This window comes from Mesorhizobium sp. M0166, assembly GCF_040322255.1.
In the GTDB taxonomy this organism is placed as follows: domain Bacteria; phylum Pseudomonadota; class Alphaproteobacteria; order Rhizobiales; family Rhizobiaceae; genus Mesorhizobium.
Genome location: NZ_JAMYTD010000038.1, coordinates 1 through 22,756, shown reverse-complemented (window position 1 = coordinate 22,756; position 22,756 = coordinate 1). Strand labels below are relative to the sequence as shown.

General features: G+C 60.3%; 15 protein-coding genes and 2 pseudogenes. 7 read left to right on the top strand and 10 right to left on the bottom strand.

Annotated elements, in window-relative coordinates; genetic code table 11:
* Positions 1-35: 35 nt before the first annotated feature.
* The 6 genes from NKJ46_RS27790 to NKJ46_RS27760 form a co-directional block, all read right to left on the bottom strand.
* Positions 36-1,856 (bottom strand): ABC transporter ATP-binding protein, encoded by a 1,821-nt coding sequence (locus NKJ46_RS27790; protein WP_352669261.1) that lies wholly within the window; start codon positions 1,854-1,856, stop codon positions 36-38.
* On the bottom strand, positions 1,853-2,842 hold the full coding sequence (locus tag NKJ46_RS27785; RefSeq protein WP_352669258.1) for a glycosyltransferase family 2 protein: 990 nt from the start codon (positions 2,840-2,842) through the stop codon (positions 1,853-1,855). The genes NKJ46_RS27790 and NKJ46_RS27785 overlap by 4 nt, the downstream gene beginning before the upstream one ends.
* Positions 2,839-5,856, bottom strand: a complete 3,018-nt coding sequence (locus NKJ46_RS27780; protein ID WP_352669255.1) for a trifunctional glycosyltransferase/class I SAM-dependent methyltransferase/polysaccharide deacetylase — start codon at positions 5,854-5,856, stop codon at positions 2,839-2,841. Before NKJ46_RS27780 ends, NKJ46_RS27785 begins: the two co-directional genes overlap by 4 nt.
* 6 nt (positions 5,857-5,862) lie before the next feature.
* Positions 5,863-6,945 carry a glycosyltransferase family 2 protein gene (locus tag NKJ46_RS27775; protein ID WP_502903462.1) on the bottom strand — a complete coding sequence of 361 codons (1,083 nt, stop codon included), beginning with the start codon at positions 6,943-6,945 and terminating at the stop codon, positions 5,863-5,865.
* A 92-nt stretch (positions 6,946-7,037) separates the two neighbouring features.
* The gene (locus tag NKJ46_RS27765; protein WP_352669250.1) at positions 7,038-8,033 is read right to left on the bottom strand and encodes a glycosyltransferase family 2 protein; all 996 of its coding nucleotides are present in this window, start codon (positions 8,031-8,033) and stop codon (positions 7,038-7,040) included.
* Between the two features lie 303 nt (positions 8,034-8,336).
* Positions 8,337-9,923 carry an adenylate/guanylate cyclase domain-containing protein gene (locus tag NKJ46_RS27760; protein WP_352669247.1) on the bottom strand — a complete coding sequence of 529 codons (1,587 nt, stop codon included), beginning with the start codon at positions 9,921-9,923 and terminating at the stop codon, positions 8,337-8,339.
* Positions 9,924-10,094: 171 nt separating this feature from the next.
* On the opposite strand from NKJ46_RS27760, the pseudogene NKJ46_RS27755 reads away from it, so the two are divergent.
* From NKJ46_RS27755 to NKJ46_RS27740, 4 genes and pseudogenes are all read left to right on the top strand, one after another.
* Positions 10,095-10,272 (top strand): annotated as a pseudogene (locus NKJ46_RS27755) (transposase); the annotation flags it as partial.
* A 97-nt stretch (positions 10,273-10,369) separates the two neighbouring features.
* Positions 10,370-10,690, top strand: a complete 321-nt coding sequence (locus NKJ46_RS27750) for a sunset domain-containing protein (protein ID WP_352669244.1) — start codon at positions 10,370-10,372, stop codon at positions 10,688-10,690.
* A gap of 394 nt (positions 10,691-11,084) precedes the next feature.
* Positions 11,085-11,344 (top strand): annotated as a pseudogene (locus NKJ46_RS27745) (inositol monophosphatase family protein); the annotation flags it as partial.
* Between the two features lie 101 nt (positions 11,345-11,445).
* The gene (locus tag NKJ46_RS27740; protein ID WP_352669241.1) at positions 11,446-11,679 is read left to right on the top strand and encodes a DUF6429 family protein; all 234 of its coding nucleotides are present in this window, start codon (positions 11,446-11,448) and stop codon (positions 11,677-11,679) included.
* Positions 11,680-12,020: 341 nt separating this feature from the next.
* Here the strand turns inward: NKJ46_RS27740 and NKJ46_RS27735 are convergent, their stop codons facing one another.
* The 3 genes from NKJ46_RS27735 to NKJ46_RS27725 form a co-directional block, all read right to left on the bottom strand.
* Positions 12,021-12,569, bottom strand: a complete 549-nt coding sequence (locus NKJ46_RS27735; RefSeq protein ID WP_352669238.1) for a class I SAM-dependent methyltransferase — start codon at positions 12,567-12,569, stop codon at positions 12,021-12,023.
* A 124-nt stretch (positions 12,570-12,693) separates the two neighbouring features.
* The gene (locus NKJ46_RS27730) at positions 12,694-13,530 is read right to left on the bottom strand and encodes a PA3715 family protein (RefSeq protein WP_352669235.1); all 837 of its coding nucleotides are present in this window, start codon (positions 13,528-13,530) and stop codon (positions 12,694-12,696) included.
* Positions 13,531-14,361: 831 nt separating this feature from the next.
* Positions 14,362-15,456 carry an autotransporter outer membrane beta-barrel domain-containing protein gene (locus tag NKJ46_RS27725; RefSeq protein WP_352669234.1) on the bottom strand — a complete coding sequence of 365 codons (1,095 nt, stop codon included), beginning with the start codon at positions 15,454-15,456 and terminating at the stop codon, positions 14,362-14,364.
* 400 nt (positions 15,457-15,856) lie between these two features.
* On the opposite strand from NKJ46_RS27725, the gene NKJ46_RS27720 reads away from it, so the two are divergent.
* Positions 15,857-17,326 carry a caspase family protein gene (locus NKJ46_RS27720; protein ID WP_352669232.1) on the top strand — a complete coding sequence of 490 codons (1,470 nt, stop codon included), beginning with the start codon at positions 15,857-15,859 and terminating at the stop codon, positions 17,324-17,326.
* A 255-nt stretch (positions 17,327-17,581) separates the two neighbouring features.
* On the opposite strand, the gene NKJ46_RS27715 is transcribed toward NKJ46_RS27720, so the two are convergent.
* Positions 17,582-18,781 carry an IS256 family transposase gene (locus NKJ46_RS27715; protein WP_352669319.1) on the bottom strand — a complete coding sequence of 400 codons (1,200 nt, stop codon included), beginning with the start codon at positions 18,779-18,781 and terminating at the stop codon, positions 17,582-17,584.
* A 57-nt stretch (positions 18,782-18,838) separates the two neighbouring features.
* Between NKJ46_RS27715 and NKJ46_RS27710 the strand changes: the two genes are divergently transcribed.
* Positions 18,839-19,042, top strand: coding sequence for a hypothetical protein (locus NKJ46_RS27710; RefSeq protein ID WP_352669230.1), 204 nt, complete (start codon positions 18,839-18,841; stop codon positions 19,040-19,042).
* Positions 19,043-19,428: 386 nt separating this feature from the next.
* Positions 19,429-22,011: a caspase family protein gene (locus tag NKJ46_RS27705; protein ID WP_352669228.1), complete on the top strand. Its 2,583-nt coding sequence runs from the start codon at positions 19,429-19,431 to the stop codon at positions 22,009-22,011.
* Positions 22,012-22,756: the final 745 nt, after the last annotated feature.

Genomic DNA, 22,756 nt, shown 5'->3' with positions numbered 1-22,756 from the left:
TCAGCATTGGGGCCAATTGAAGAAGAAGAGTACGGTCACCGTGCTTTATCCTCAGAATCGGATGCACATATGATTTCATGCTGGCGACGTTGGTATTGAGGAACAACGACGGAGGCAGGTCCTTGGCTCTTGATCCTGCCGTTCTCTATCCAGATAACATTGGCGGCCTCACGCGCCGTCTCTATGCGATGCGTGATCAGCAGAATTGTCCTTTTGCCAAGCTGCCTGTCAATCGCGCGCCGTACCTGATCCTCGAGCGCGGTATCTAGTGCGTTCATTGCCTCATCCAGGATCAGAAAGTCCGGATTGCGCAATACAGCTCGGGCGAGGCCAATGCGCTGCCGCTGGCCGCCGGAAAATCGCAGCCCCTCCTGCCCGATCCAGGTATCGTAGCGATCGGGAAGATCCTCGACAAACGACGCGACGCCGGCACTGCGGGCAGCGACAATAATCTCTTCTTCGGTCGCATCGGCTTTGGCCATTCGGATGTTCTCAGTCACCGTGCCCTCGACGAGGTCGACGTCCTGGCCCGTTACGGCGATCTTGGACAGCCAGTCGTCCCGCCTGATGTCTTGCAGCCGGGCACCGCCAATCCTGATGTCGCCAGAAGTCGGTTCGTATAGCCGTAGGAGGAGGTTCACGATCGTCGTCTTGCCAGCGCCACTTGCGCCGATCAGCGCCGTGGTTTCTCCGGCTGTAATCTCGAACGACAGGTCAGTGAGCACCGGCGCATTTTGATCATACCCAAAGCTCACGTGCTCGAAGACGATACTCGCGTTCAAAGGTCCGAGTGCTATGGTGCCCTGCGATGGATATTCCTTGTCCTCGGACTGGACCATCTCCAGGACTGAGCGCAGTTGCGGCTGTATCTGCGCCAGAAACAGCAGATTGCCCTCGAACTCCTGCGTATGCGGCTGCAGCCGATATAGCAGGGCCACGGCGGCCAGCGTCACCTCGAAGCTGATATGCCACCACCCGGAGACCAGCACGATGGAGCCCAACATTCCCAGGTAGCCGATTTCGGTCATTGGGCCGATCCACGACGAAAGGCGAATCATGGACAGCGATGCGTCACGCGCGGCCGCCGACGATTGCGCGAAGCGACGCTGATGAAGCGCCTCCTGTCCATAGGCGCGGATGGTGCGCAACGCCTGGAGCGTCATGAGCATGTGCTCGCCGAGCGACTGATGGATCTTCTTCACCCGGTGTCCCAGGTCCCGCGCCGGTCGCGAAAAGATGCGCAAGATCGCCGAGATCGCCATCGAGCCAAGGGCTGCGATCAGCAAGATCTTCCAGGAGATCGTGAGCAGAAAGACGGCGAACACGAAGATAGAGCAGCTGTTGATGATGAGCCGTGTTACCGCGCCATAGGCTTGCGCAACCAGCCACGATTCGGTCCCGAGCACCTCCATCAGCTGCGATTGCTCGTGCCGCTGGATGTATCCAAAGGAGACCCTGAGATATTGTTCGTGCACGAGGTTGCGCACGCGCTCGCTGATCCGTTCACCGATACTGGAGCTTATCAACGAATACAGCAGAGCCAGTGCTCCACGCGCGAGGATGAGCAGGAGGATCGCGAAGGCGAGCCGGGTAGGACTACCGAACCAGGCTACGGCCATGCCCAGCATTCGACCCTGAAGGCCATTTCCAGCCTCCGTGATCCGGCTGGACACCAGATAGAGGAACAGCAGAATCAGGGTGATGCCGAGCGTCTCGGCCAATGACGACAGAAAGCCTACCGCGAGCAGCGCGGGTGTCGCCCAGCGCGGCTTGCCAACGATGCGAAGCAGGTGCGAAAGATCGCGCAACGAAGCACGGACCGCACCGCGGCGTATGGCCCCGTTCTCGTCGGTCATTTCACTTCCCCAATAGGGAACCGTACGGTCAGCCGCGGCCGGACAGGCAGGCGAGCGCGCACCAACTTCGTCGCGACGCGCTTGGCCAAATGCGCCCCGATCAAGGGCAAATCCACGGCGATTATCCGCATGGCGATAGCGGGATGACGGCGAAGCAGCAACGACAGGATCGGCAGCACATACCTTAGGCGCCTCTGGCGCAACGTCCGCTCCAGGAGCCAGGCCGAATAGAAATGCAGACCTTGGCGCAGCGTGGAAGCCGCATTGGGGTGGCGGGCGAGCATCTCGTCCACCACAAGCATCCAGGAGCGCAGCATTCGTGTCATGTTGCTCGACATATTCCCCGGTAGGTAGCGATACCCGACCAGCGGCTCTTCGACGACTTCGAACTGATATGTTTCCGCGACGCGACAGTAGAAGAGGATGTCCTCACAACCCTGCGCGCCGGCCTCTCGCAGCCGGCCCTCGAAACCTTCTGCGTCGATCAGCGCCTGCCGGCGCACCAAGGCAGCGCTGCCGTTGCCAACAAAATTGCCATGGAACAGACGTTCAAGTACATCGCCCCGCCAGTTTGGGCGATGTTGATCATCCGTTACCGCGCCCTGCGCATCGATGACCAGATACCAGCAGTAGACGAGCCCCACTTTCTCGTCCGCCCGATCGAACACAGCCAGTTGCCGCTCAATCTTCGTCGGCGCCCACAGATCGTCGGCATCGACAAATGCAATCAGATCAGACCGCGCCGCTTGCCAACCCGTATTGCGGGCAGCAGCCACGCCAGCGTTTTCCTGCTCGATCAGCCGCACACGCGGGTCGGCCTCCATGTGATGTCGGGCGATGGTGACAGTCTGGTCGCGCGAGCCATCGTCGACGACAATAATCTCGAGCGCGCGGTGAGACTGCGAGCGGACGCTGCGGAGCGTCTCGTCAATTGTATCTTGGGCATTGTGAGCCGGGATAATGACACTGACGAGTTTGCCGTTCATTCGAGGACGGCCTCCACCATCGCAACAAAGTCGTCGAGCGAGCGATCCCCGCGCACCTCGATGCGGGGAAGGTCGATGGGATCGCAATCGAGGTCCGCCGGCCCGTATCTGCCCCCGAAGCCGATTCGATAGCCGCACTCCTTGGCCAGCCTGCCAAGCCGTCGGTCGGTGACAGAGAAGGGTGCCGCGAACGCCGTGGTTGGCCGACCGGTCCACCGCTCCACGAACATACGCGAGCGCAGCAACTCAGAGGCCAGCTCGGAGCTCGAAAGACCATCGATCGCACGATGCGTTGCCAGATGACTTCCGAAGAACGCGCCTTCGGCGGCAAGGCGTCCCACGGTCCGGGCATCCATGAGTGGTGCCGGCGGACCTCTGTCGGCATCCCACTGCGCGCTCACACCCACTAGATCCGTTACCAGGAACACTTCCGCGGTCAGGTCGTTGGCGCGCAAGGTCGGCCAGGCATGGTCGGCAAAGTTCTGGAATCCGTCATCGAACGTGATGAGCACCGGGCGGCCCACGAAAGGGTGACGGTTGGCGATGAACCATTTCAGCTGCTCTGACATGATCGCGTGGAAGCCGTTGGCGCGCAACCACACCATTTGGCTGTCGAACATAGCGGGTGCAACCCGATAGCGGGCGAGCGCGGCCGGACCTTCATAGGCGACGCCGTGATACATGAGGACAGGGATACGCTCCCGGCGCTCGCTGCGTGCGACGTCGCGGCGCAAGGCCCGCGCCCCGCCCCAGACGATCTTCCGCGCGACCTCCGTCTCGATTGGCGCCTGGATTGGGACCTCATCGATCCTCGCTTCCATCGACACATCCTGCGGCGACAGGCGGCGGAAGCGGTCAATGCGATAGAGCTCGGTTTGGATCGATCGCTCGAGGACAATGCCTTCGGTCGCAGCCAGCGTCTCCGAGATCAGTTTCGCTCCGAATTTGTGGTCCCAATCAAAGCCCGTTCGTTCCATATTGTCACGAAGCACGAATGCATGCGCGGTGACGAAGCTGCCACCGGGGACCAGCGCCTGCACCAGTTTTGTGGCGACGCGCCGCAATTCGGCGAGATCGTCCAGGAAATAGAGCACTTCCGAGCAAACGATCAGATCCATGGCACCCGGCAGGGTATCGGCGGCGAAATCCAGTACGCCGAACTCGACGTTCGGTTGGTCCCTGCACCGCTCACGCGCGCGTTCGACGGCTACGGCAGAGATGTCGGTTGCGGTTAGATGACCCACTCGCCGGGCCAACTGCCGCGTGAAGTGGCCCTCCGCGCAGGCCAGCTCAAGCGCTCGCCCGATGGGACCGGCCGGCAGAATTTCGAGCTGCCGCTCATATTTTTCCTGCTCGTAGGGTGAACTGTAGTTCCAGGGATCTTCGGTCGCAAAATAGCGATCCCAGAACGACTTGCGATCCTTGTCCCGGCCACCGTCCGCCTGCGCACGCCGCGGCGCTGCAAGAGGCTCTTTAGTTTCGGCGCTCGACCGCACCAGACGTTGCGCTTCCGCTGCCAATCCCGCGAGTTTGCCGAAGTGGCTGTCCCGATCAGACCGGCGTCCAGCTATTCGCATCATGGCCTGTGCAGCCAACATATCTGTCTTGCCGGTTCCTGCGTCCTGTTGCAGGGGTAGCGAAGGCGACCGGCTCGCAAGCCGCGCGGCACCCTTCCAGAAGCGGAATGCCATGCGCTTAAATCCGGAGAGATCGCGTGTGACCGCTTGGGCAGGCATTACATTCAGTAGCAGTTCAATCCAGTGACGCTTTGTCACTGTCCCGAGTACGCCGAACTGGACGAGAGCCTCGATCCGGCCATCCACCATCAAATAAGCATAGATTTGATCGATCCCTTCAGGCAGGTCGGTTGAGGTCGGATTTCGGGCATCGACGCGAATCCCGAGCGTCCGCGCCAGTCTGCGTGGAGCGGCGAGATTGTCGAAGTCGAGAAGCATTTGCTCGAGATGATATTGTACGCGACGACCCGCAACCGGATCTCTCCAGATCTTGGCGAGTTCAGCGATCAGATCGGTGAGGGGACCGCCGAACCTTTCCCATCTCGCAGCCAATTGCTGCGGCGCCGCAAAACTCCCTACCATCAGACCGTCGAAGACCACCTTTGCGATTTCACGGGCCCATTCAAATCTGGCCGGGAGCGCGCGCAGCGTCTGCGGCTCGATCGACCCGCCGCCACTGCCGCAATCTGATGCGGCGTTCCACAACACGAACCACGCGAGTGCTTCGGAAGCGGTTCCGCCGTGCGCCGAAATCGCTCCATTGGCGTGAGCGGATGCCGGGTGCTTGACCCTGGGATCGGCGGAAAAGCCGCGAGCGATAACGATTTCCGCGTCTGCCAGCATTTGCGTCGAATTGCGGGTGAGCGAGCCGGGGCTGTTCCGATAGAAAGCGAGCGGCTCGTCCACCATCACCCAGCGTTTGCCTAAACGCGCGACGCGCTGCCACAAATCCCAATCCTCGCAGGTGCGCAACGAAACGTCGAAGCCGCCCAACTCGGTAATTGTCGCGCGATCGATTAGCAACGCGTGAGTGCGGATGGCGCAGCGGCGCGCGAATGTCTCGAAAGGCTGGATTGCGACCTCGGGCGCACTGCTCGGTGGGGTAAGTGCACCATCGGGCATCACCCGGCGAGAACCGCAATAGGCAGCTACTGAATCGGGCGAGGCTTCCAACACGGCCAGCATTTTCGCCAGAAAGCTGGCGTCCACCCAATCGTCCGCGTCCAGGAACATCAGCCAGCGTCCGCGCGCTGAAGAGAGCCCCTGATTGCGCGCGCCGGCGGCGCTATGGGCAGAAGAACTCAGCGTGCGAAATCGGGGATCGCGCTCGACATAACTGGCGATGATTGCGGCGGTGCCGTCACTCGAGCCATCGTCGACGATGATCGCCTCCCAATCAGTGATATCCTGACCGAGGAGACAGTCGAGTGCTTGTGCCAGCGTCAGCTCCGCGTTCCGCGCGGGCACCACGATTGAAACCCAGGGATTGTCCGCCACGTCGCCCTACCTGCGCTTGGTTCGGAGGTAGAACAGGATTCCTGAGGCGTAGCCGGCGATTTCATGCCAAAGGAAACGATCCTCGGCGGTCCTGCGTCCAAACAACCTTCTGCGAACTCTGCCCAGGTACCAAAGCGGCTTCCATTTGAAAGCCTGTCTCAAATTCGCCTTCACGCCAGTCCGTTCATGCTGGACGAGCAACGCGGCCGAGTGACCGCGCATGTAGAAATAGATTTGCCTGGCCAGGCCTTCCATCGTCCGCCTGTGGAAATGGAATGCGACGGAGGTGGGCTGGTACCGGCAATCATATCCGTTGGCGAGAAGCCGATACCAATATTCGGAGTCGCCCGAACATCCAGCCTGGCCGACGTCGAGGCGCTCGTCAAACAGCCCCGCGCGGTCAAACACCTCGCGCCGGAAGGCCATGCTGGCACCGGCACCGATTTTCCAGGCCGGGAACACCTCGTGCTTGCTGGCGGCAAAGTCGGCGGCGCGGAAAAATTGGGGTATGTAGCCTTGCCCGAAGCTCCAGAACGTCTCGAAATAGCGCTGCGCTTCGGTGGCAAGTTCGGCTGGCAGTACAAGGCCAGTCACCGCGCCGATCGAAGGGTTGTCGAATGCTATGATCAGCTGCTCAAGCCATTGCGGATGAAGCAGAACGTCATCGTCAGTGTAGGCAACGATTTCCGAGCATGCACGCTCAGCCCCCCGATTACGGGCAATATCCAATCCGGGTCGATCCTCGCGGACGTATATTGCGCCGGCAGCGACCGCTACCTCGCGCGTTTCGCTGCCTGTCGATGCGTTGTCGACCACGATGATCTCTGCCGGAGGGACACTTTGCTGTGGAAGCGACGAGAGGCAGCGCCGCAACTCGTTCGGCCTGTCGCGCGTGCATATGACCACGCTGGCGCGCGGCAGGTTCAGAACCTGTGGGGTAAGCCTTGGGGCCGCAGCAGCCTTGATCGGGGTAATGCGGCACTCACCGTCGCTCCCTTTGAGCAGATGCCCGACTGGAAGCCCGTCGCGCCACACCACGATCATGCCGGGATCGCAATCCTCGGGTGCGACCTGGGTGTCTAGATCCACGTGACGTATACCTGTGCAGCCATCCGGGCCAAACAGCCTGTAGAGTTCTGCATTCGCCAGATTTGCGCGCCGGTTCGGCGTCAAAGGCATCTTCACCAGCTCATTTCGCTATAGAGGGGTCGAAATTCGCTCTTGTCGTTTCGCATTCGTCGCACGCTCTTTTTGAGCCATCGAGGAACCAGTCGGCCCCTGCAGTATTCTTCCAGCATATTGGGCAGGCGGGAGATCGCAACGCCTGGTTCCATCACAAAGAGTCTCCTCAGCAGCTCGCCTGCAGCGAAAAACCGTCCCTCAATCAAAGCTCTTGTGGCAAGCCAATGGATCATGTCGACCAGATGGGCATCGAAATCGCCCCCGAATGACGGGTATCTTTCACGAAATTCGGCAAGGACGATTTCGCAGGAACGAAGCATCTGCATGACATCGCTCGACATGTTGACGTTCGTCATCCGGTAACCGACAAGATGCTGCGGCACGAGGCGGAACTCATAATTTTCCGCTATTCTGAGGCACAGCAGAAGGTCCTCGCAGCCTTGCGCATTCCTAGCTCGCAAGGACGGATCAAATTGCCCCACTCGCTCGAATGCGGAGCGACGTAAAAGCACCGAACTTCCGTTGCCGACCACGTTTTGTCTGCACATGCGCTGGAGTACCTGACCTTGGGCGTCGGGCTGATGGCGGAGCGAAAATACCCGACCATCCTGGTCGATGTGTGCAAACCAGCAGTAGGCCAATCCCGCCGAAGAGCCGCCTTCGCGCAGGGCGCGCAATTGCAGTTCGATTTTCGATGGGGCCCAAAGATCATCAGCGTCGACAAACGCCAGAAATTCCGCGTCGGTGGAGGCCGCGCCGCGGTTGCGAGCGTGCGCAACGCCACCATTCGACTGTCTTATGAGCCGTACACGTCGATCTTTCTCGGCATAGGCGGCCACGATCGATGCGGACTTGTCCGCGGAACCATCGTCCACCACAATAATATCCAGTGCCTGATAGGTTTGCCGGCAGATGCTGGTCAGGGTGGAGCAAATGGTTTGCTCCGCATTGAACATGGGGACCACGACTCCAACCGTGGTTCTGTCCTGGATCATCAGCGACTTCGTTTTCTCCCCTGGTTGAAAAACGGCTATGCTGTCACGGTGTCAGTACTGATCTTCAATTCGGGGCGAATTCGGGGCAAGATTGCTCGGGTGCGTCCGCCTGCCCAAAAAATTGCGATCACGACAAGATCACGTCGAACTCAGGAAAGAGGCGCGAGAGCCGTCGCGTCTCGGAACGCCGTTCCTAGTCGCACCTCGTGATAGCACCCGAGTGCGTCAATAACGGTGGCCGAGACGGCATTGAACCTGATTTCTGTGGCAGGCTCCGGTCGACATTGCGTCACGAACAAGAACTTAAAATGCGGCGGGCTTCGTTCGGATGGTTAAGGCCAGGAGCGCCTCCGAAAGTCGTTTCTTCGCCCGCTCGACGCCGTTCTCGTCGATTGCCTCAACGTCGAGGAACAGGTCGAGGCCAGTCGCGTGCTCGCTGATGACCTGAGGGCGCTGGGCGAGTTCACCCAGGAGGCCCTCGACTTCGTAGGGGACGACCTCCCGGCTGATCCCCTTCATGGCAATCGGTGCCAACGGACGTGCTCGGACGAGGTCGCGCACGAGCGCGTAAGTCTCGTAGCTGAGGCAGATGCCGCCGGGCTCGGCAATCGACTGCAGACGGGCCGCCAGGTTCGCTTCGGCTCCGATGATCGTGTAGTCCATCCGATCATCGGAACCGAAGTTCCCAACATTGCAATAGCCCGTGTTGATGCCCATGCGAGCTCGGAAGGGCCGTTCAACTCCGCGATCACGCCACACCCTGTTCAACTGCTCCACCCGACGCTGCATGTCGACAGCCATGCGCAAGCAGGCTCTCGCGTCTTCCTCGACGCCTTGCGTCTCGGGGTCGCCGAAAAACACAAGAAGCGCGTCGCCGATGAACTTGTCGACGGTGCCGCCGTGTCTGAGCGCGATCGTCGACATCTCGGTGAAATACTCGTTGAGGAGAAGCGTCAAGTCCTCGGGCTGGAGCCGTTCCACGATCGCGGTGAAATCCTTGACGTCGGAGAAAAAGATCGTGAGCTTCTTACGCTCGGTCGCGATGGTGACGTCCTTCTGGCCGCTGAAGATGCTTTTGTAGATTTGAGGCGAAAGGTATTTGGCGATCTTCAATGAAATCGCGGCCAGGAAGTCGTTTGCCTCGGAAAGCTCCTTGTTGATCCCCTGGATCAACGCGGACTGCCGACGCTGCAGGAGAATGAACGTCAGGCCCGCCGCCGCCGCGAAGCCGAAATATAGGAGCAGATACTTGAAGGTCAGCACGTTCGCAGCAATAGGCTGATTGACCGATATCTCCTGGATACCTCGAACATCCCCTACCTTCCAGTCGGTCTTGGGGCTGTCCGGGTGTGAGTTATGGCAGGTCACGCAGACTTGTCCCATTATTACAGGGGCCACGGCGCGGACCTGCCGGTCAAACAGTGAACCCGAGACTTCGATGATCGGCTCCTTCGGGTTGGCGCGCAAAGCCAAGATTGCATTCCGCTCGAACGCATCGAGCTGGTGGGGGGCGCGACCTTTGAAAGGCAGATCCGAGACGAACCGATATTTGACGGACCCGTCGTGGGCGCTGATGCGCTTGCCAAGTTCGATCGAGAGGGTCGCCGGAATAGGGATCGCACCCGGCACGTCCCGGTAGTTGTGCGTCGCAGTCACGGCGCCGTGTGCCTGCAGCACGCGTCCCACGACATCGCTGCCGTAGAATCCGCGCATTTCGTCGATGATCCGGCTGATTTCGCTGGCTTGCCTGCGCAGCATGCGTTCCGACAGGTCTCGCAGGTCGAGCCAGGCTGCCACGGGCAGACCGATAAGGCCAATGACCACCGCCGCCACCAGGAGCGGTCCCATGGCGCGCTGCTGACGCGCAATCTGTTCACCCAGTCCAGCCATTGTGCAAGCGCCCGGCCGTCTTAGTATCTGAACTATAGCTCATTCCCGGCACGGTACCAGAGTCAGTGTCCGCTCGATGAAAACGGTATTATGGCGCAACCGCCACGGGATTTGCCGACCTAGCAGACAAACATATCATGCCGGTGAACCGGCATGATCAGGTAAATGGTGGCGGAGGAATATTTCAGCCGGTTGCGTCGGGCGGAAATCGGCCTTGGTCACCATATCGCTGGCGTCTATCTCCTCCGCTACGCTCAGGAAGCGGCATGGCGCGAAGACAAACCGGCGCAACACCAACGGCGAACAAGTCGAGCGTCTTGCCGGAAACGCTTTGAAGCGGAAACCATGAGTCGATTTCACCGGCTATTGGCAACGCCGTCTGGCGGCATAAGGCCAGTTCTGGACTCTCTGCCGCAAAGGAAGCATTCTCCCCAAGGGGAGAAGGCATGGTCCGCCATTATCAGGACACTCGGTACAACCGCGCGCGTTATCGCCGCAGGCGCCATCGTTCGGATGGGACGCCATTGTGGGCGAAGATCGCGACCGGGGGAGCGGTCTTGGCTGGCCTGCTCGCCCTTGAGCTCGCTCCCGCCGCTGTAGGCTGCGGCATCAAGGGCAATATCAGCTACAACACTGGCGAGAAAATCTATCACGTTCCCGGACAGGAATATTATAGGGAGACGCGCATCAATCTTCTTAAAGGCGAACGCTGGTTTTGCTCTGAGGAAGCTGCGCGCAAAGCGGGATGGCGGAAATCTAGGGTTTAGACAAGGGTCCAGCGGCGCGAGCGCCCGTCGTGTAGGGTCACGCTGGCATTGATCTTAAGCGATGCGCTCACCGCACCATACATCAAATGCAATTCTTCTCGCGTAGGCGCTTCAACGCCCTTTGAGCGGAGTAGGACCAACGCTATCTCCTCAGCGCTCATTGGCGCTGTAGCGGTCCTCAGAGCGTCAATGGCGGCCCGGATGATATAGCCGCGCTTGAACAGTGGGTTTGGATCGCCGCTTGACGGACATGGCGCGGGCATTGAAGCCAGGTTCCAACAAATGCAGGACCGCCTCGACATGCTTCATGTCTTCGATGAGCTTCGCGGCCTGCTTCTCGTGGTGCCTGAGCCTTCTGCGGCCGGAGAGCGCGTCGGAAAAGAAAGTGTCCCGCGAAACGTATCCGCGTTTCGGCCGCACTATGAAATGGGACACCGCGGCGGGTGACGCGGTATTTCGCGCTGCCGGCAGCATGACGTGCACCTGAATGGTGCGCCGCTCGCCTACGGTCAGCGCAACCAGAGCGACGACGAGGATTTCGCCGATCCGCATTTCATTGCCGGCGGCAATGGCTGCCACGGCCGCTTAGGCATCATGATGAACTCCAATCCCGTCCCGGATTGTCGCCCCCCAATGACGCCGTCGAGGATGTGACGCCTGAGTGGAGCATTTGTTTTCAGGCGAACGCTCGTGGCAGGCAGTAGCCATCCGGTGTGGATCGTGGCAGAGGCCTTCTCGCATGTTAGACTGCTTGCATGGAGATCGACACCGACAAGATCGACGATGCCGTTATGGGCCTGCTTTGGCTGACGCTGCATGAAGAGAGGCGCGCCTGGAAGGGGTTGGATTGGAATGCTCTGGATCGCCTGCACGAGAAGGGGCTGATCGCGAATCCGGCAAACAAGGCGAACTCAGTGGTTCTGACAGATGAGGGACTGCGGCGTGCGGAGAAGCAATTCCGAGTTCTGTTCACCCGTCCGGCGCCATGAGCCGTGAGCGCTGAACGGGCGCCTGCGAGCTGATAGCGCACATGGCTGAATTTGGACACCGGCGGCGCGCTGACCGCAGGCCGGACGGCCAGCGCTCTCGCCGTGACGGCCAAATTGGTATTCGTCACCTACGCCAGCGGGCGCATCCGGTCTGTTAAGGCGGTGGCAGAGAACACCGCGGCCGCGGCCCTCAATGTCAACGGCATTGGCGCGAAGTCCATCTGCAAAAATGCTTTCTGCCGGCGAATCGGAGCTCCCGGGGTGAGTTGCAGCCAGCAGCGGGTCGGCGCCCGCTGCTGACACATGGGATGTTAGTGGGGCAGATTGCCACTGGCGAGGCCCTATGGCTGCGGATTTCCTGGGGTGGGTTTCTCCAGCACCAGCACATGACTACCAAGAGGCGACGTGTGAGTGCTCTTGACCTGGAAACCCTCGTCAGAGAGCGTTTCGATAAATTCGCCATCCGTTCCAGGCGGAACGCGGGCAACGACGTTCGAGGTGCGCCTCACAATATTGGAAAGCACCCTTCGCGCCTTGCCTGGGCCGATGTTGCGCTGCATGTGCTGATAGACGGCCAGCAGCAGGACGATATCATATTTCGGTAGAAGAATATTGCCGAGGCGCCGGCTGCCAAGATTCAGGCGATCGAACCGGGCATGCACCGGGGAGCCGCTCAATAACATTTTTGCAGTCTCGATATGCGGCTTGGCAATGTCGATCCCATGGATCGAACTGGGTTTCAGCTTGGATATCTCATAGGCGACAACACCCATATTGCAGCCAACATCGAGAATGGATTTTCCGGCGTAGTCGACCTTTGCGGAGAATAGTCCGTCCAGTCTGTCGTCCCACGTTCCGGCAAAACCCCTTTTGAATCTTGACCACCACAAATCATCAGCTCCTTCGAGAAGAGCCCCCTTGCGCGCCTCCTAGCACGAGAGAATTAACGGTCGATACCCATTCAACTGGAATTGATAACATTGACGAACCAAGGCAGGGACGTGTGCGGCCGCGTCACAACCCCATCACCTTGAGTGCCGCGGGGACCGCATAGCGGCTGCCGTCATAGCGCAGCCGGTAGGTACGCTTCACAGCCTTGCCGGGATGGGACTGGCATTCGCCATTCTGGTCGGGGAAGGGATTGTCGGTATTCGTCCGCTCAACCGCGGTGATATCGTGATAGCCATGATGGCTCGCCGGGCTTATCGCCAGGCTGACCTGGCTGGAATGAAAGAATCCGGCGCAACTGCCATCGCTGTCGCCGCCAGAGCCGGCCACCACGAGGCCGTCGAGCACCACCTTGAGTTCACCGCGCACGAGAGCGTAAAGCCGCAGGTCGGTTTCAGTGAAGGGGGCGGTCAGCGAATGGTGCGCCATTTCGATGCGCAGGCCGAATGCGCTGACATCGGGGGCCAGTGCATAACGGCCGGTGTCGAATTCCACCTTTTCAATGACAATCATGTCATCGGTCATCAGACCGGGTTGGAGCAGGCGCTGGCGCACCCGCAGGCTCTTCCTGTCGATGACCAGAAGCTCGATATCGCCGACATGCAGGTGGTCGGCGCTAGCGGTGTCGATCAGCGGCACTGCGACCAGTAGCAGGTCGTCATGGGCTGGCCAGGTCCTGCAGGCCAGTCCGAATGGCGCATCGCTCTGCGGGAGCGTTGAGACGATGCTGGTATGGGGTTCAAGCGTGAACGAGGTGCCGCCGGCGCTCTTTCGGGCCTTGGGATAGGCCTGCTGCACCAGCGCGGCGGCATCGGCGCAATCGCCCGCCGCAGCCCGGGCGGGCGACAGGCTGGCGGCGGCGAGCCCTAGGAAGAGGAAGAGGGTACGCGACAGCATTCGCATGGGATTCTCACGTCGCAGCGCCGAATGCCGGCAGGCATGTCTACGCGACATTGCTGGCGGCGCACAGGGGCTAAAGGAAGCCGCGGCTAACGCCACGGCGATGACATGCTGAGAGAGTTCGTTTGAAACTTCAAGATCCGGCCCTAACTGCCAAAATTCTGACGGCTAAGTGCCATACGATGGCCGGCCTAGCGCAGACCCGATCTTCCGCGGATCGAGAGGTGTCTCTTGGGAGTCCCGGATCAAGCTCTGTACCGCCGTGAACCGTTATCGGATCGGCCCACCCTTCAAGCCGGACCGGCGCGTCTTGCTCAAAAAAGAAGTGTAGCGTCGGCAGCTTTCAAGAAGGCAAAGGCGCTCGCTTCCTCTCGAAGATGTAGGAGCTCGGTCTCCACACCCTTCGACCGAATCCCGTTAACGGGCCAGTGCGCGGGCGCGGGCTGAAAAAATGGGGTGCAGTGAGGGTTCGCAGCGACTGCGCGGCGCATAAAGGCCGGCATACTGGCGACCCTAAAGCGCCTTGGAAAAGCAGCACTGCCTCGGCGCGACCCCGGTTTGATCTGTCGTTGTGGCTGAGCTGGTTGGCTCGTAGGTTTCGCGCGGCCGACCGAGCGGAGCCACCACCGCGATGACGAGGATTCGCCAATCTGCATTTCATCCCCAGCGGGAAGGCCACCATCCGCGCTTGGGCACCCTGCTGGACCCGCTCCCCGGGTCATCGCCCGCGCTATTGACCAGCCGCATCAAACGCATCCCGCCGCTGAATAGCTGGTAATGGCGATGATCAGCTTTTTTGCTGGCCAGCCCAATTACCGGATCCCAATCCCGAATTCAAAAGGCGATCTTCACACCCAGCTTGCCGCTGACGGTTGAACTGTCTTGAGACCACTTACCGCGAATTTCGCTGCTGAGCATTATCGATTGAGACATTTTCAGGTTGAAGCCGGACGACAGTGCAGCCGAAAAGTCCGCGTCGTCAAAGTCACTCTGTCTACCGTCGGCGCTTGCCGTGTTGGAATAGCCGAAGCGCTGCTGGATATCCAATCGCGCATAGGGGCTGATCACCATGCCATTGCCGAGCAGAAAATCACCGTAAACTCCAGGTTCGAATTTGACTGCGCCAAACGACAACCGGCTCTTTCCATAGACAGTGTCAAAGCTGTCTGTGTATCCATCGCCGGTAAAGATGACGCCCAACAATCCGCCACGGATGTCGAGTCGCACCCGATCGGTCAGGTTGAAGATGCGACCAATTGAGCCTGTTAGTGCATAACCCTGTGTGTCGTAGCTGCCGAAAGTGCGTCCCCCCCTTTCGATGTCGGTGTTCCCAAGGAAGGCAGATGCTGCCACGAGCGCATAGCTCGTGCCGCGTCGAATGAGCCCGTAGCCGCCGAACATCCCACTTCTGTTGGTTGCTTCACCCTCCCCGATGAACCCGAACGCATCGGAATCGACTTTGGCCGAGGCATACCCGGCGAACAGGCCGAGGTTCAGTCCATGCTCGCTGCCGAATCCAAAATGCTTTGCGGCATTGAAGTCGACGCTGATGGCAGCGGAGAATTCATCGACGCGGAAGCTCGGCCCATCGAGCACGCCCAAGCTATTCGAAATCGAGAAGCCGTCATGTTCCGTGCGAGCCAACTGACCGGAAGCGAAAACACCGAACGGCGTAGACTGGGCGAGCGGAACCCCGTTCGCGAGGCCGACGTCCGCTTCGACCACGCTGTCAACTACATCACCAAGCGCCCGCAAAGACGTGTCGACAATTACGCTGTTGGTCGCACCTCCAAGATAGCAGTTCGTGTCCAGAAAGACGCCTTCACTGTCGATAATGCAGGCGCTTGCTTGAGAAGGCAGTAAGATCAATGCAGCGGCAAACGAGAACATGCCCGCTGCGCACAAGCGCCGAGCGAAGCTTTCCTTCATTGTCCTTTCCCCTCTTAACTACAAAGCCAATGTAATAAGGGATGCGATACGCAGAAGAGTCTCAATGCAATATCTGGCTGTGGCAGCGTGGGTGCAACATATTGCACCGGCGCTGCCAAGAGTGTAGCAGGTTCTCGCCGCGTGGGATATGGGTTTCGTACATTGCTCGATTTCTGCTTGCTAGAACCTGCGGCGGAGCTTGCCGACCGGATTGTCGATTGCACGCGCCAGCGCTACTCTCTCGGATGAGCACTGCGTCAAGAAAGCGGGCTAGCACCACCCTTGCGCTTTCTTTGAGGTGATTTCTGGTGTAAAAAAGCCGCTGCACTCCGAGACATAAGTTTCACGCGCAAGAGTAGCGTGAGCCGGTTCGACACTTCGACGACTCTGAGATTGTCGCATGCTGAAACGAGCCTGTTACAGGACCCACAGCCCCTTCCTGCGCATCATAATGGTTCTGCTGGTGGCACTGGTTGGATCGGTACGCGCTCAAGCGGCGGTCGAAGATGAACCAACGGAACAACCAAGCAAGCGGCTCGCCATTGTCATCGGCAACTCCGACTACCAAAGCGTTCGTCTCCCACACTTGCCCAATGCGGTGAACGACGCCACAAGGCTTTCCGAAAGCCTGAGAAGGCTGAATTTTGATGTGCTGCTGGGAGTGGATCTCTCCCTTGCCGGTTTCGGCGAACTCTTTCGCCATGCCGATGGCAAGCTTGTGGGCGCTAGCGCGGTACTGATCTTCTACGCCGGCCATGGCCTGCAGCTTCAGGGCGAAAATTACCTGCTGCCGGTCGACACGCCCGATCCTGAAACCATCGGGGAACTGACTGCGAAAGCAATCAAGCTTAACGACCTGATCGCACGATTCTCAAGTCGGGAACGGCAGACCTTCATTTTCCTCGACGCGTGCCGAAACAACCCGATGGGCAAAGGCCCAAGCGTAATGAATGGGCTCGCGCAGGTCGAAGTGGGCGAAAACACGTTTGTTGCCTTTGCAACCCAGCCAGGCAACATCACGGCGGACGGCTCGGGAGACAACAGCCCGTTCACTACAGCCCTGGTGAAGAATGTCGAGATCCCAGGGCTCAGCATTTCGGACATGATGATCCGCGTGCGCAACGAGACTGAAGCACTCACTGCCGGTCGTCAGGTCCCGTGGGATCAGTCCAATCTTCGCGAGCAGTTTTACTTCACCGAGCAGCAAGTGCTCGACCCGGCTCAGTTGAGCGCCAGCCTATCGCGTATCCTGTCGGATCCTGTCGCGAAGCAAAGACTGCAGGTAGAACTTGCTTCCAACGACTTGCAGACTGCGGTGATTATCGTGGGACAGACTTTACGATCGCTGGACGCCTCGGCGCCATCCGGCGCTTCAGCCGATGCGGTCGGTACGGAGACTGCCAGCCTCGAAGGGGCCCGGAAAAGTGTGATCTCCGGTCTTGAAACATTGATCGTTGGCACGCAGGCTGGTGCAACGAAGCCTGAAAAGAAAGCCGAGCTCGTACGCAGTGTCCAGACAGAATTGCGCCGCCTGGGTTGTTATCGCATGACGGTTGACGGAGATTGGGGCAAGGGCTCGCTCCATGCTCTCAGCACGTATTACAAGAACATCAAGCGGACACCGTCGGCCACCGAGCCGACCGTTGAACTTCTGGGGGAGCTCTTTTTGCACTCCGGCCGCATCTGCAAAGACCCCGTGACCGTACTGCAGAGGCCAAGGCGAGCAAGTGTCGCCTCAGACGTCGCCCCCGTGCGGAAAAAGGGTGCTCCCAGCCGAAAAAATGCCAGAAACTCGCAGCCGCAATCCTCGCCTCCCGCAGCGGCTCCTCCCGATATCAGTGGCGGAATTGGGATTGGCGGCGTTTTCTAGAGAAGCCATTGTTCCACGCGTACCCTTCCTGGCACGCGACCACAGCATGGCGTGGTTTAGGCCCGCCTGCCGCAGCTAAAGCAACCTGGCTCGTACCGATCGCTGTTCCGGCGATCCGTTCGGCGTATATGAACGATTGTCTGGTGAGGTGCGCAGAAGGTTGGATACGAGTTCCTCTCCCTCCGCGATCGTGTCCCGCGGCGTGGTGTAGCTGACGACATTGGTCGCCGTGCTCTCCGGCATGGGCCGGGCTGATCAGCGCGCCACGGCTGGCAGGCTGATCAGGGGATCATCGCTCATCTGGCTGATCGTTTCCAGAGTCATATATCTGGCCCGCTGCACTGCCCATTCATCGTTCTGTTCGAGCAGGATTGCGCCCACGAGGCGCACGATCGCGTCGTCGTTCGGGAAGATTCCGACGACCTCGGTGCGCCGCTTGATCTCGCCGTTGAGGCGCTCGATGGGATTCGTCGAGTGCAGCTTGGCACGGTGCTCCTTCGGGAAGGTCATGTAGGCAAGCACGTCCGGCTCGGCGTCGTCCATGATTGTCGCCAGCTTCGGCACCTTCGGCCGGATCTGGTCGGCGACGGCGCGCCATTGTACGGACGCGGCCTCGGGCGTTTCCTGGGCGAAGGCGGTGGCGATGAAGGCTGAGACGACCCGGCGCCCGCTCTTGCCGGCATGGGCCAGCACGTTCCTCATGAAGTGGACGCGGCACCTCTGCCATGTCGCGCACAGCACCTTGGTGACGGCCGCCTTGATCCCTTCGTGGGCATCGGAGACGACGAGCTTGACGCCGCGCAGGCCGCGACGTGTCAGCTTGCGCAGGAACTCCGTCCAGATCGGCTCGGCCTCCGACGTGCCAATCTCCATGCCCAGCACCTCGCGCCGGCCGGCCGCGTTGACGCCGACGGCGATGATGACAGCGACCGAGACGATCCGCCCACCGCGGCGGACCTTCAGGTAGGTGGCGTCGATCCACAGGTATGGCCAGTCGCCCTCGATCGGCCGCTCAAGGAAGGCCTTGACCTTGCCGTCGATCTCCTCGCACAGCCGAGAGACCTGGCTCTTCGAGATGCCGCTCATGCCCATGGCCTTGACCAGGTCGTCGACCGAGCGGGTCGAGATGCCCTGGACGTAGGCCTCCTGGATGACGGCGGTCAGCGCCTTCTCGGCCATGCGGCGCGGTTCGAGGAAACCGGGGAAGTAGGAACCCTTCCTGAGCTTCAGGATGCGTAGCTCGACCGTGCCGGCCCGCGTCTCCCAGTCGCGCTCGCGATAGCCGTTGCGCTGGGCGAGCCGCAGCGGATTCTTCTCGCCATAGGCGGCGCCGGTTGCCGCGCCCACCTCCATTTCCATCAGCCGCTCGGCGGCAAAGCCGATCATCTCGCGCAAGAGATCGGCATCCGGGGTCTTCTCCACGAGCGTGCGCAGGTTCATCATGTCGTCGGTTATCGGTGGTCCTTCCGAAATGGGTTGGCGTCAACAACCAAACCCTACCGGAAAGCGCCGATGACCACCGCAAAGCCGCTCGCTCGCTACAGCGCTATCAAGGGCGCGCTCGCGAACGGCTTCGCTACCGCCGAGCTACACCACCTGTGGGGACACGACCCCCTCCGCCATACACTCGGACCCAACAATCTTGCCTCGTCTCGATGGTGGAAAACCGCGCAGAGCCGCCGGGCTTTTCAATTCGAGCTGCCGGGACAATCGTGAAAATGTCGCTTCGCTGGGCAACGGCAAGAGTTTGCTTACGACGGCCGCCGCAGTGCTCAATCCGGTCGACTGTCTAGCGGCCATGTGGTCTGGCGCGGCCGCGGGTCCAGCTCTGTGTCGCCGTGAGCTGTTTCGTGACCCGGATTTGATCCGTAGCGTGGTTGAACTGGCAGGCTCGTAAGTCTCGCGTGGCCGACCGAGCAGAGCGCCAGGGTCGGAAGAGCACGCCTGGAGGTGTGACAGACGTTGCAGACACTCGGTCCCTCATGTAATTTAGCATTCAATCAAGTGAGGAATATGCCCGCTGTCGCGACGGCTTTTCTCTCTTTTTGTCTCGGCAGATTGCATGCTCTCTGACGGACCTTGCTGGCACATGCCGTGTTCTTGTGGGCGAGGCAATAGCGTTCAAGGGATTTGCCATGCTCCGACTTTGCGGAATCATCGCAGCCTTCCTCCTCGCGAGCTTCACGACCTTTGAGGCTTGCGCTGACCGAAGGGTCGCCTTTGTCATCGGCAACTCGGAGTACCGACAATTCCCCGCACTCAAAAACCCGGCCAAGGATGCCGAGGACGTGTCCAAAACGTTCCGACTGGCAGGATTCGACGTCTTTGTCGCAAGCGATCTGACGAAGCTGCAATTCGAGGAGCAGTTCCGCAACTATCTTGCCGCCGCAGACGGCTCAGAACTGGCCGTCGTCTACTACTCCGGCCACGGTTTCCAGATCGGCGGCGAAAATTTTCTGATCCCGGTGGATGCCTCCTTGAAGGAGGCGGCGGACATCGAAGTCCAGGCCATCAAGCTCAACGATGTGCTGGAACAGTTACGCTCGAAATCAAAGATCCAGGTGATCATACTCGACGCCTGCCGCAACAATCCGTTTCCGCGCAAGAATTACTGGCTGAGAGACCAGCTCATTACTGCCGGCAATACCGGGCTCGCGCAGGTGAGGAGCTCGCTGAACACCTTGATTGCTTTCGCCACCGAACCCGGCGCGGCGGCTTATGACGGCGCCGGCGAACTCAGCCCGTTTTCGGCTGCGTTTTCCCGTCGCGCGCTGGCCCCGAACCAGGAGATCCGCACCGTGATGGCGGCGGTGCGCCGCGATGTGGTCGAGGCCACAAACGGCCTCCAGGTTCCCTGGGAGAACTCATCGCTGATCGACGAAGTCGTCCTGATGCGCCGCAGCAATCGACCCTCGCTGCCGCCGGTGCTGGAGAAGGTCGTGCTGTCGGGGGTCGGACCCGTCGATTTGGGTCTGCCTGAACCGGTCGATGTCGATGGTGGCACGATTACCCTGAGCATCGAAAGACCGCCCACCCTGGGGCGTTTGATGCTGGACGGCAAGCCTGTCGAGTTGGGCGTGCCGATCCAAGGCAAGGATCTGCCGCGTCTGCAGATGGATGTTCCCAAGGGAGTCGCCCCGCAGGAAGAGGTCGACATGCTGGCCTATGCGACGCATGACGACTGGGGTGGCCAGACCCAAGGCATCGTCGTGTTCCGGGTCAAGAGCGGCGAAGGCGCGCAAGGCGAACAGATCGTGGCTTCGCTCGAGGCCGAGCAGAAGCAGCAGGTGCTGGAGCGTGGCATTCATATCACCGGCGCGGCCGAGGCGATCGGCAACCGCGACATCGAAGTTCCCGTGGGCGTGGGTCCAATTGCGCTGAACCTGGATTTCCCGACCGATGATCCCGCCGTCAGCCTGAAAGTATCGAGTTATCCGGCAACGGGAACGCTCTCGCTGCCCGATCGAACGCTGTCGCCGCAGTCCAGCCTGATGGCCGGGGAGGTCGACCGGCTGCGCTATGAACCGCAGATCGGCGCGCAAGCCAAGGTCGAGGTCGGTTTCGAAATCCGGGCGGACAGCAGCTCATCAAAGCCGGCCACGATGAAACTGTCGCCGACGATCGATCCGTGCGACACGGCTGCCGGCGAACCTCTCGATCTGCAAGGCGTCACCCCCGGCCTGCTGCCGAACGAAATTGGCGCTAGCGCGGTGGATCTTTGCGAGGCCGCGGCGAAGGCTTATCCGGAAGTCCCGCGCTTCCGCTATGAACTGGGGCGGGCGCTGCTTGCGGCAGGCAAGGTCGAACAAGCCAAGACAGCCATCGAGGAGGCGGCCAGGAAGGGACATGTACGCGCGGTGTTCGAACTCGGCTACATGTATGCGACCGGAACCGGCGTGGCCCTGGACCGCACCCAGGCCAATGCCCTTTACGCGGCGGCCGCCGACAAAGGCGATCCCTACGGGATGACGTCGTGGGGTCGCGCGTTGTTCAATGGCTACGGCGTCAAGCCCGACACCAGCAAGGGTTTGGACCTGCTGCTCAAGGCGGCCGCTATGGGGCACACCTATGCAATGAACGATCTGGCCGCGATCTTCACCGAGGGCCGCAACGGCGTAACCGCTGACCCGGCCCGCGCTGTTGCCTTCCTGCAAGCCGGTGTCCAGCGGCAGGACATGTATTCCATGAACCTGCTCGGGCGCAATTACTTGTCCGGGCAGGGCGTTGAGAAGGATCCCAAAACGGCACTAGCGCTATTTCAGCAGGCAATCGATCTCGGCCAGCCCTATGCGCCTGGCAGCCTCGCACGCATGTATCGGGACGGTGTCGGTGTGGAACGGAGCCTCGCAGAAGCGCAAAGATTGTTCGAAATTGGGATCGCGCGGGGTGATCCGTTCGCAGCTTACGATCGCGCGGCCCTCGAGATGCAAAAGGGCGACAAGACCGACCAGGCCCTTGCCGTGCGCTTCCTTGCGCTTGCGGCCGCACTTGACGTGCGCAAAGAACTGCCGGACGCCCAGAGGACGCTTGCGAAGTTCGGACCGAAGCCAAAAACAGCGGCGTTGAAGCAATTGCGACAGGAAATGAAATCGAGGCTTCCTGGCTCCGGTTCACAAGACACCCAACTGGTTAACGCGGCCAGACGAGTCTGGGAAGAAGCCAATCCGCGTCGGGACTTGTTTTGACCAAGGAGGAGACAATGGCGGGCGGAGTCTTGAAACAAGCAATACTTGGAACAGCGTTATCCGGCTTCTTGGCGGGGCTTATGGGCTGCACTTCCCTGGTTCCGAAACTTGAACCGACGCCACTGGTCGAAACGCCCCAGCCGAAGATCCTTCGCCGGGTTCCTTCGCCGAAGGTCGTCGAGCCCGTTCGCAAACAAAAAACTGCGAAGAAAGTGATTATACCGGTTGAGGACGAGCCTGTTCCCGCGCCTGTCATTCCGTCTGGGGGCGGTGGCGGACGCGGCGGTGGAAGCGGGGGCGGCGGCTGGGGAGGATGATCAGGTCAGATTGAAAAAGGATTGCACGAGCCCAGCGTCCGATGGCGCTATCTGATCCTACCAGACTTGCCAGTCGTCATCGACACCCCCGCCGACACAAAGAAAGCAGGGAGAACCGGCCTTTGACGGAAATGGGTGAAGTCGTCCACAGGCCTCGGTCAGCTAGGCGGGATGATTTAATAGCTGGCCGCACCACGCCTTCCGGGGCGGGGCTGGCCGCTACCTTTGAACCATGAGACCTGACTGCCTTCAGCTGCGCTCGTCAGCACGCGCATTTCGAATAATCCGGCACAGCATGCTCGACATCACCGCGCTCTACACCACGGTCTCGACCCGGACGATATGAACCGCCCCGGGTTGATCGGAGGCTCCAACTCCTGAGAAGGTGGAGCCATGACAAGCAAGACGACCAACAAGTTCTCTCCCGA

Bases quoted from the DNA above. Each gene is read 5' to 3' on its own strand.
- NKJ46_RS27725 (WP_352669234.1), bottom strand. From the start codon at position 15,456: ATGAAGGAAAGCTTCGCTCGGCGCTTGTGCGCAGCGGGCATGTTCTCG.
- NKJ46_RS27765 (WP_352669250.1), bottom strand. From the start codon at position 8,033: ATGATCCAGGACAGAACCACGGTTGGAGTCGTGGTCCCCATGTTCAAT.
- NKJ46_RS27750 (WP_352669244.1), top strand. From the start codon at position 10,370: ATGGTCCGCCATTATCAGGACACTCGGTACAACCGCGCGCGTTATCGC.
- NKJ46_RS27760 (WP_352669247.1), bottom strand. From the start codon at position 9,923: ATGGCTGGACTGGGTGAACAGATTGCGCGTCAGCAGCGCGCCATGGGA.
- NKJ46_RS27740 (WP_352669241.1), top strand. From the start codon at position 11,446: ATGGAGATCGACACCGACAAGATCGACGATGCCGTTATGGGCCTGCTT.
- NKJ46_RS27730 (WP_352669235.1), bottom strand. From the start codon at position 13,530: ATGCGAATGCTGTCGCGTACCCTCTTCCTCTTCCTAGGGCTCGCCGCC.
- NKJ46_RS27710 (WP_352669230.1), top strand. From the start codon at position 18,839: ATGACCACCGCAAAGCCGCTCGCTCGCTACAGCGCTATCAAGGGCGCG.
- NKJ46_RS27790 (WP_352669261.1), bottom strand. From the start codon at position 1,856: ATGACCGACGAGAACGGGGCCATACGCCGCGGTGCGGTCCGTGCTTCG.
- NKJ46_RS27785 (WP_352669258.1), bottom strand. From the start codon at position 2,842: ATGAACGGCAAACTCGTCAGTGTCATTATCCCGGCTCACAATGCCCAA.
- NKJ46_RS27720 (WP_352669232.1), top strand. From the start codon at position 15,857: ATGCTGAAACGAGCCTGTTACAGGACCCACAGCCCCTTCCTGCGCATC.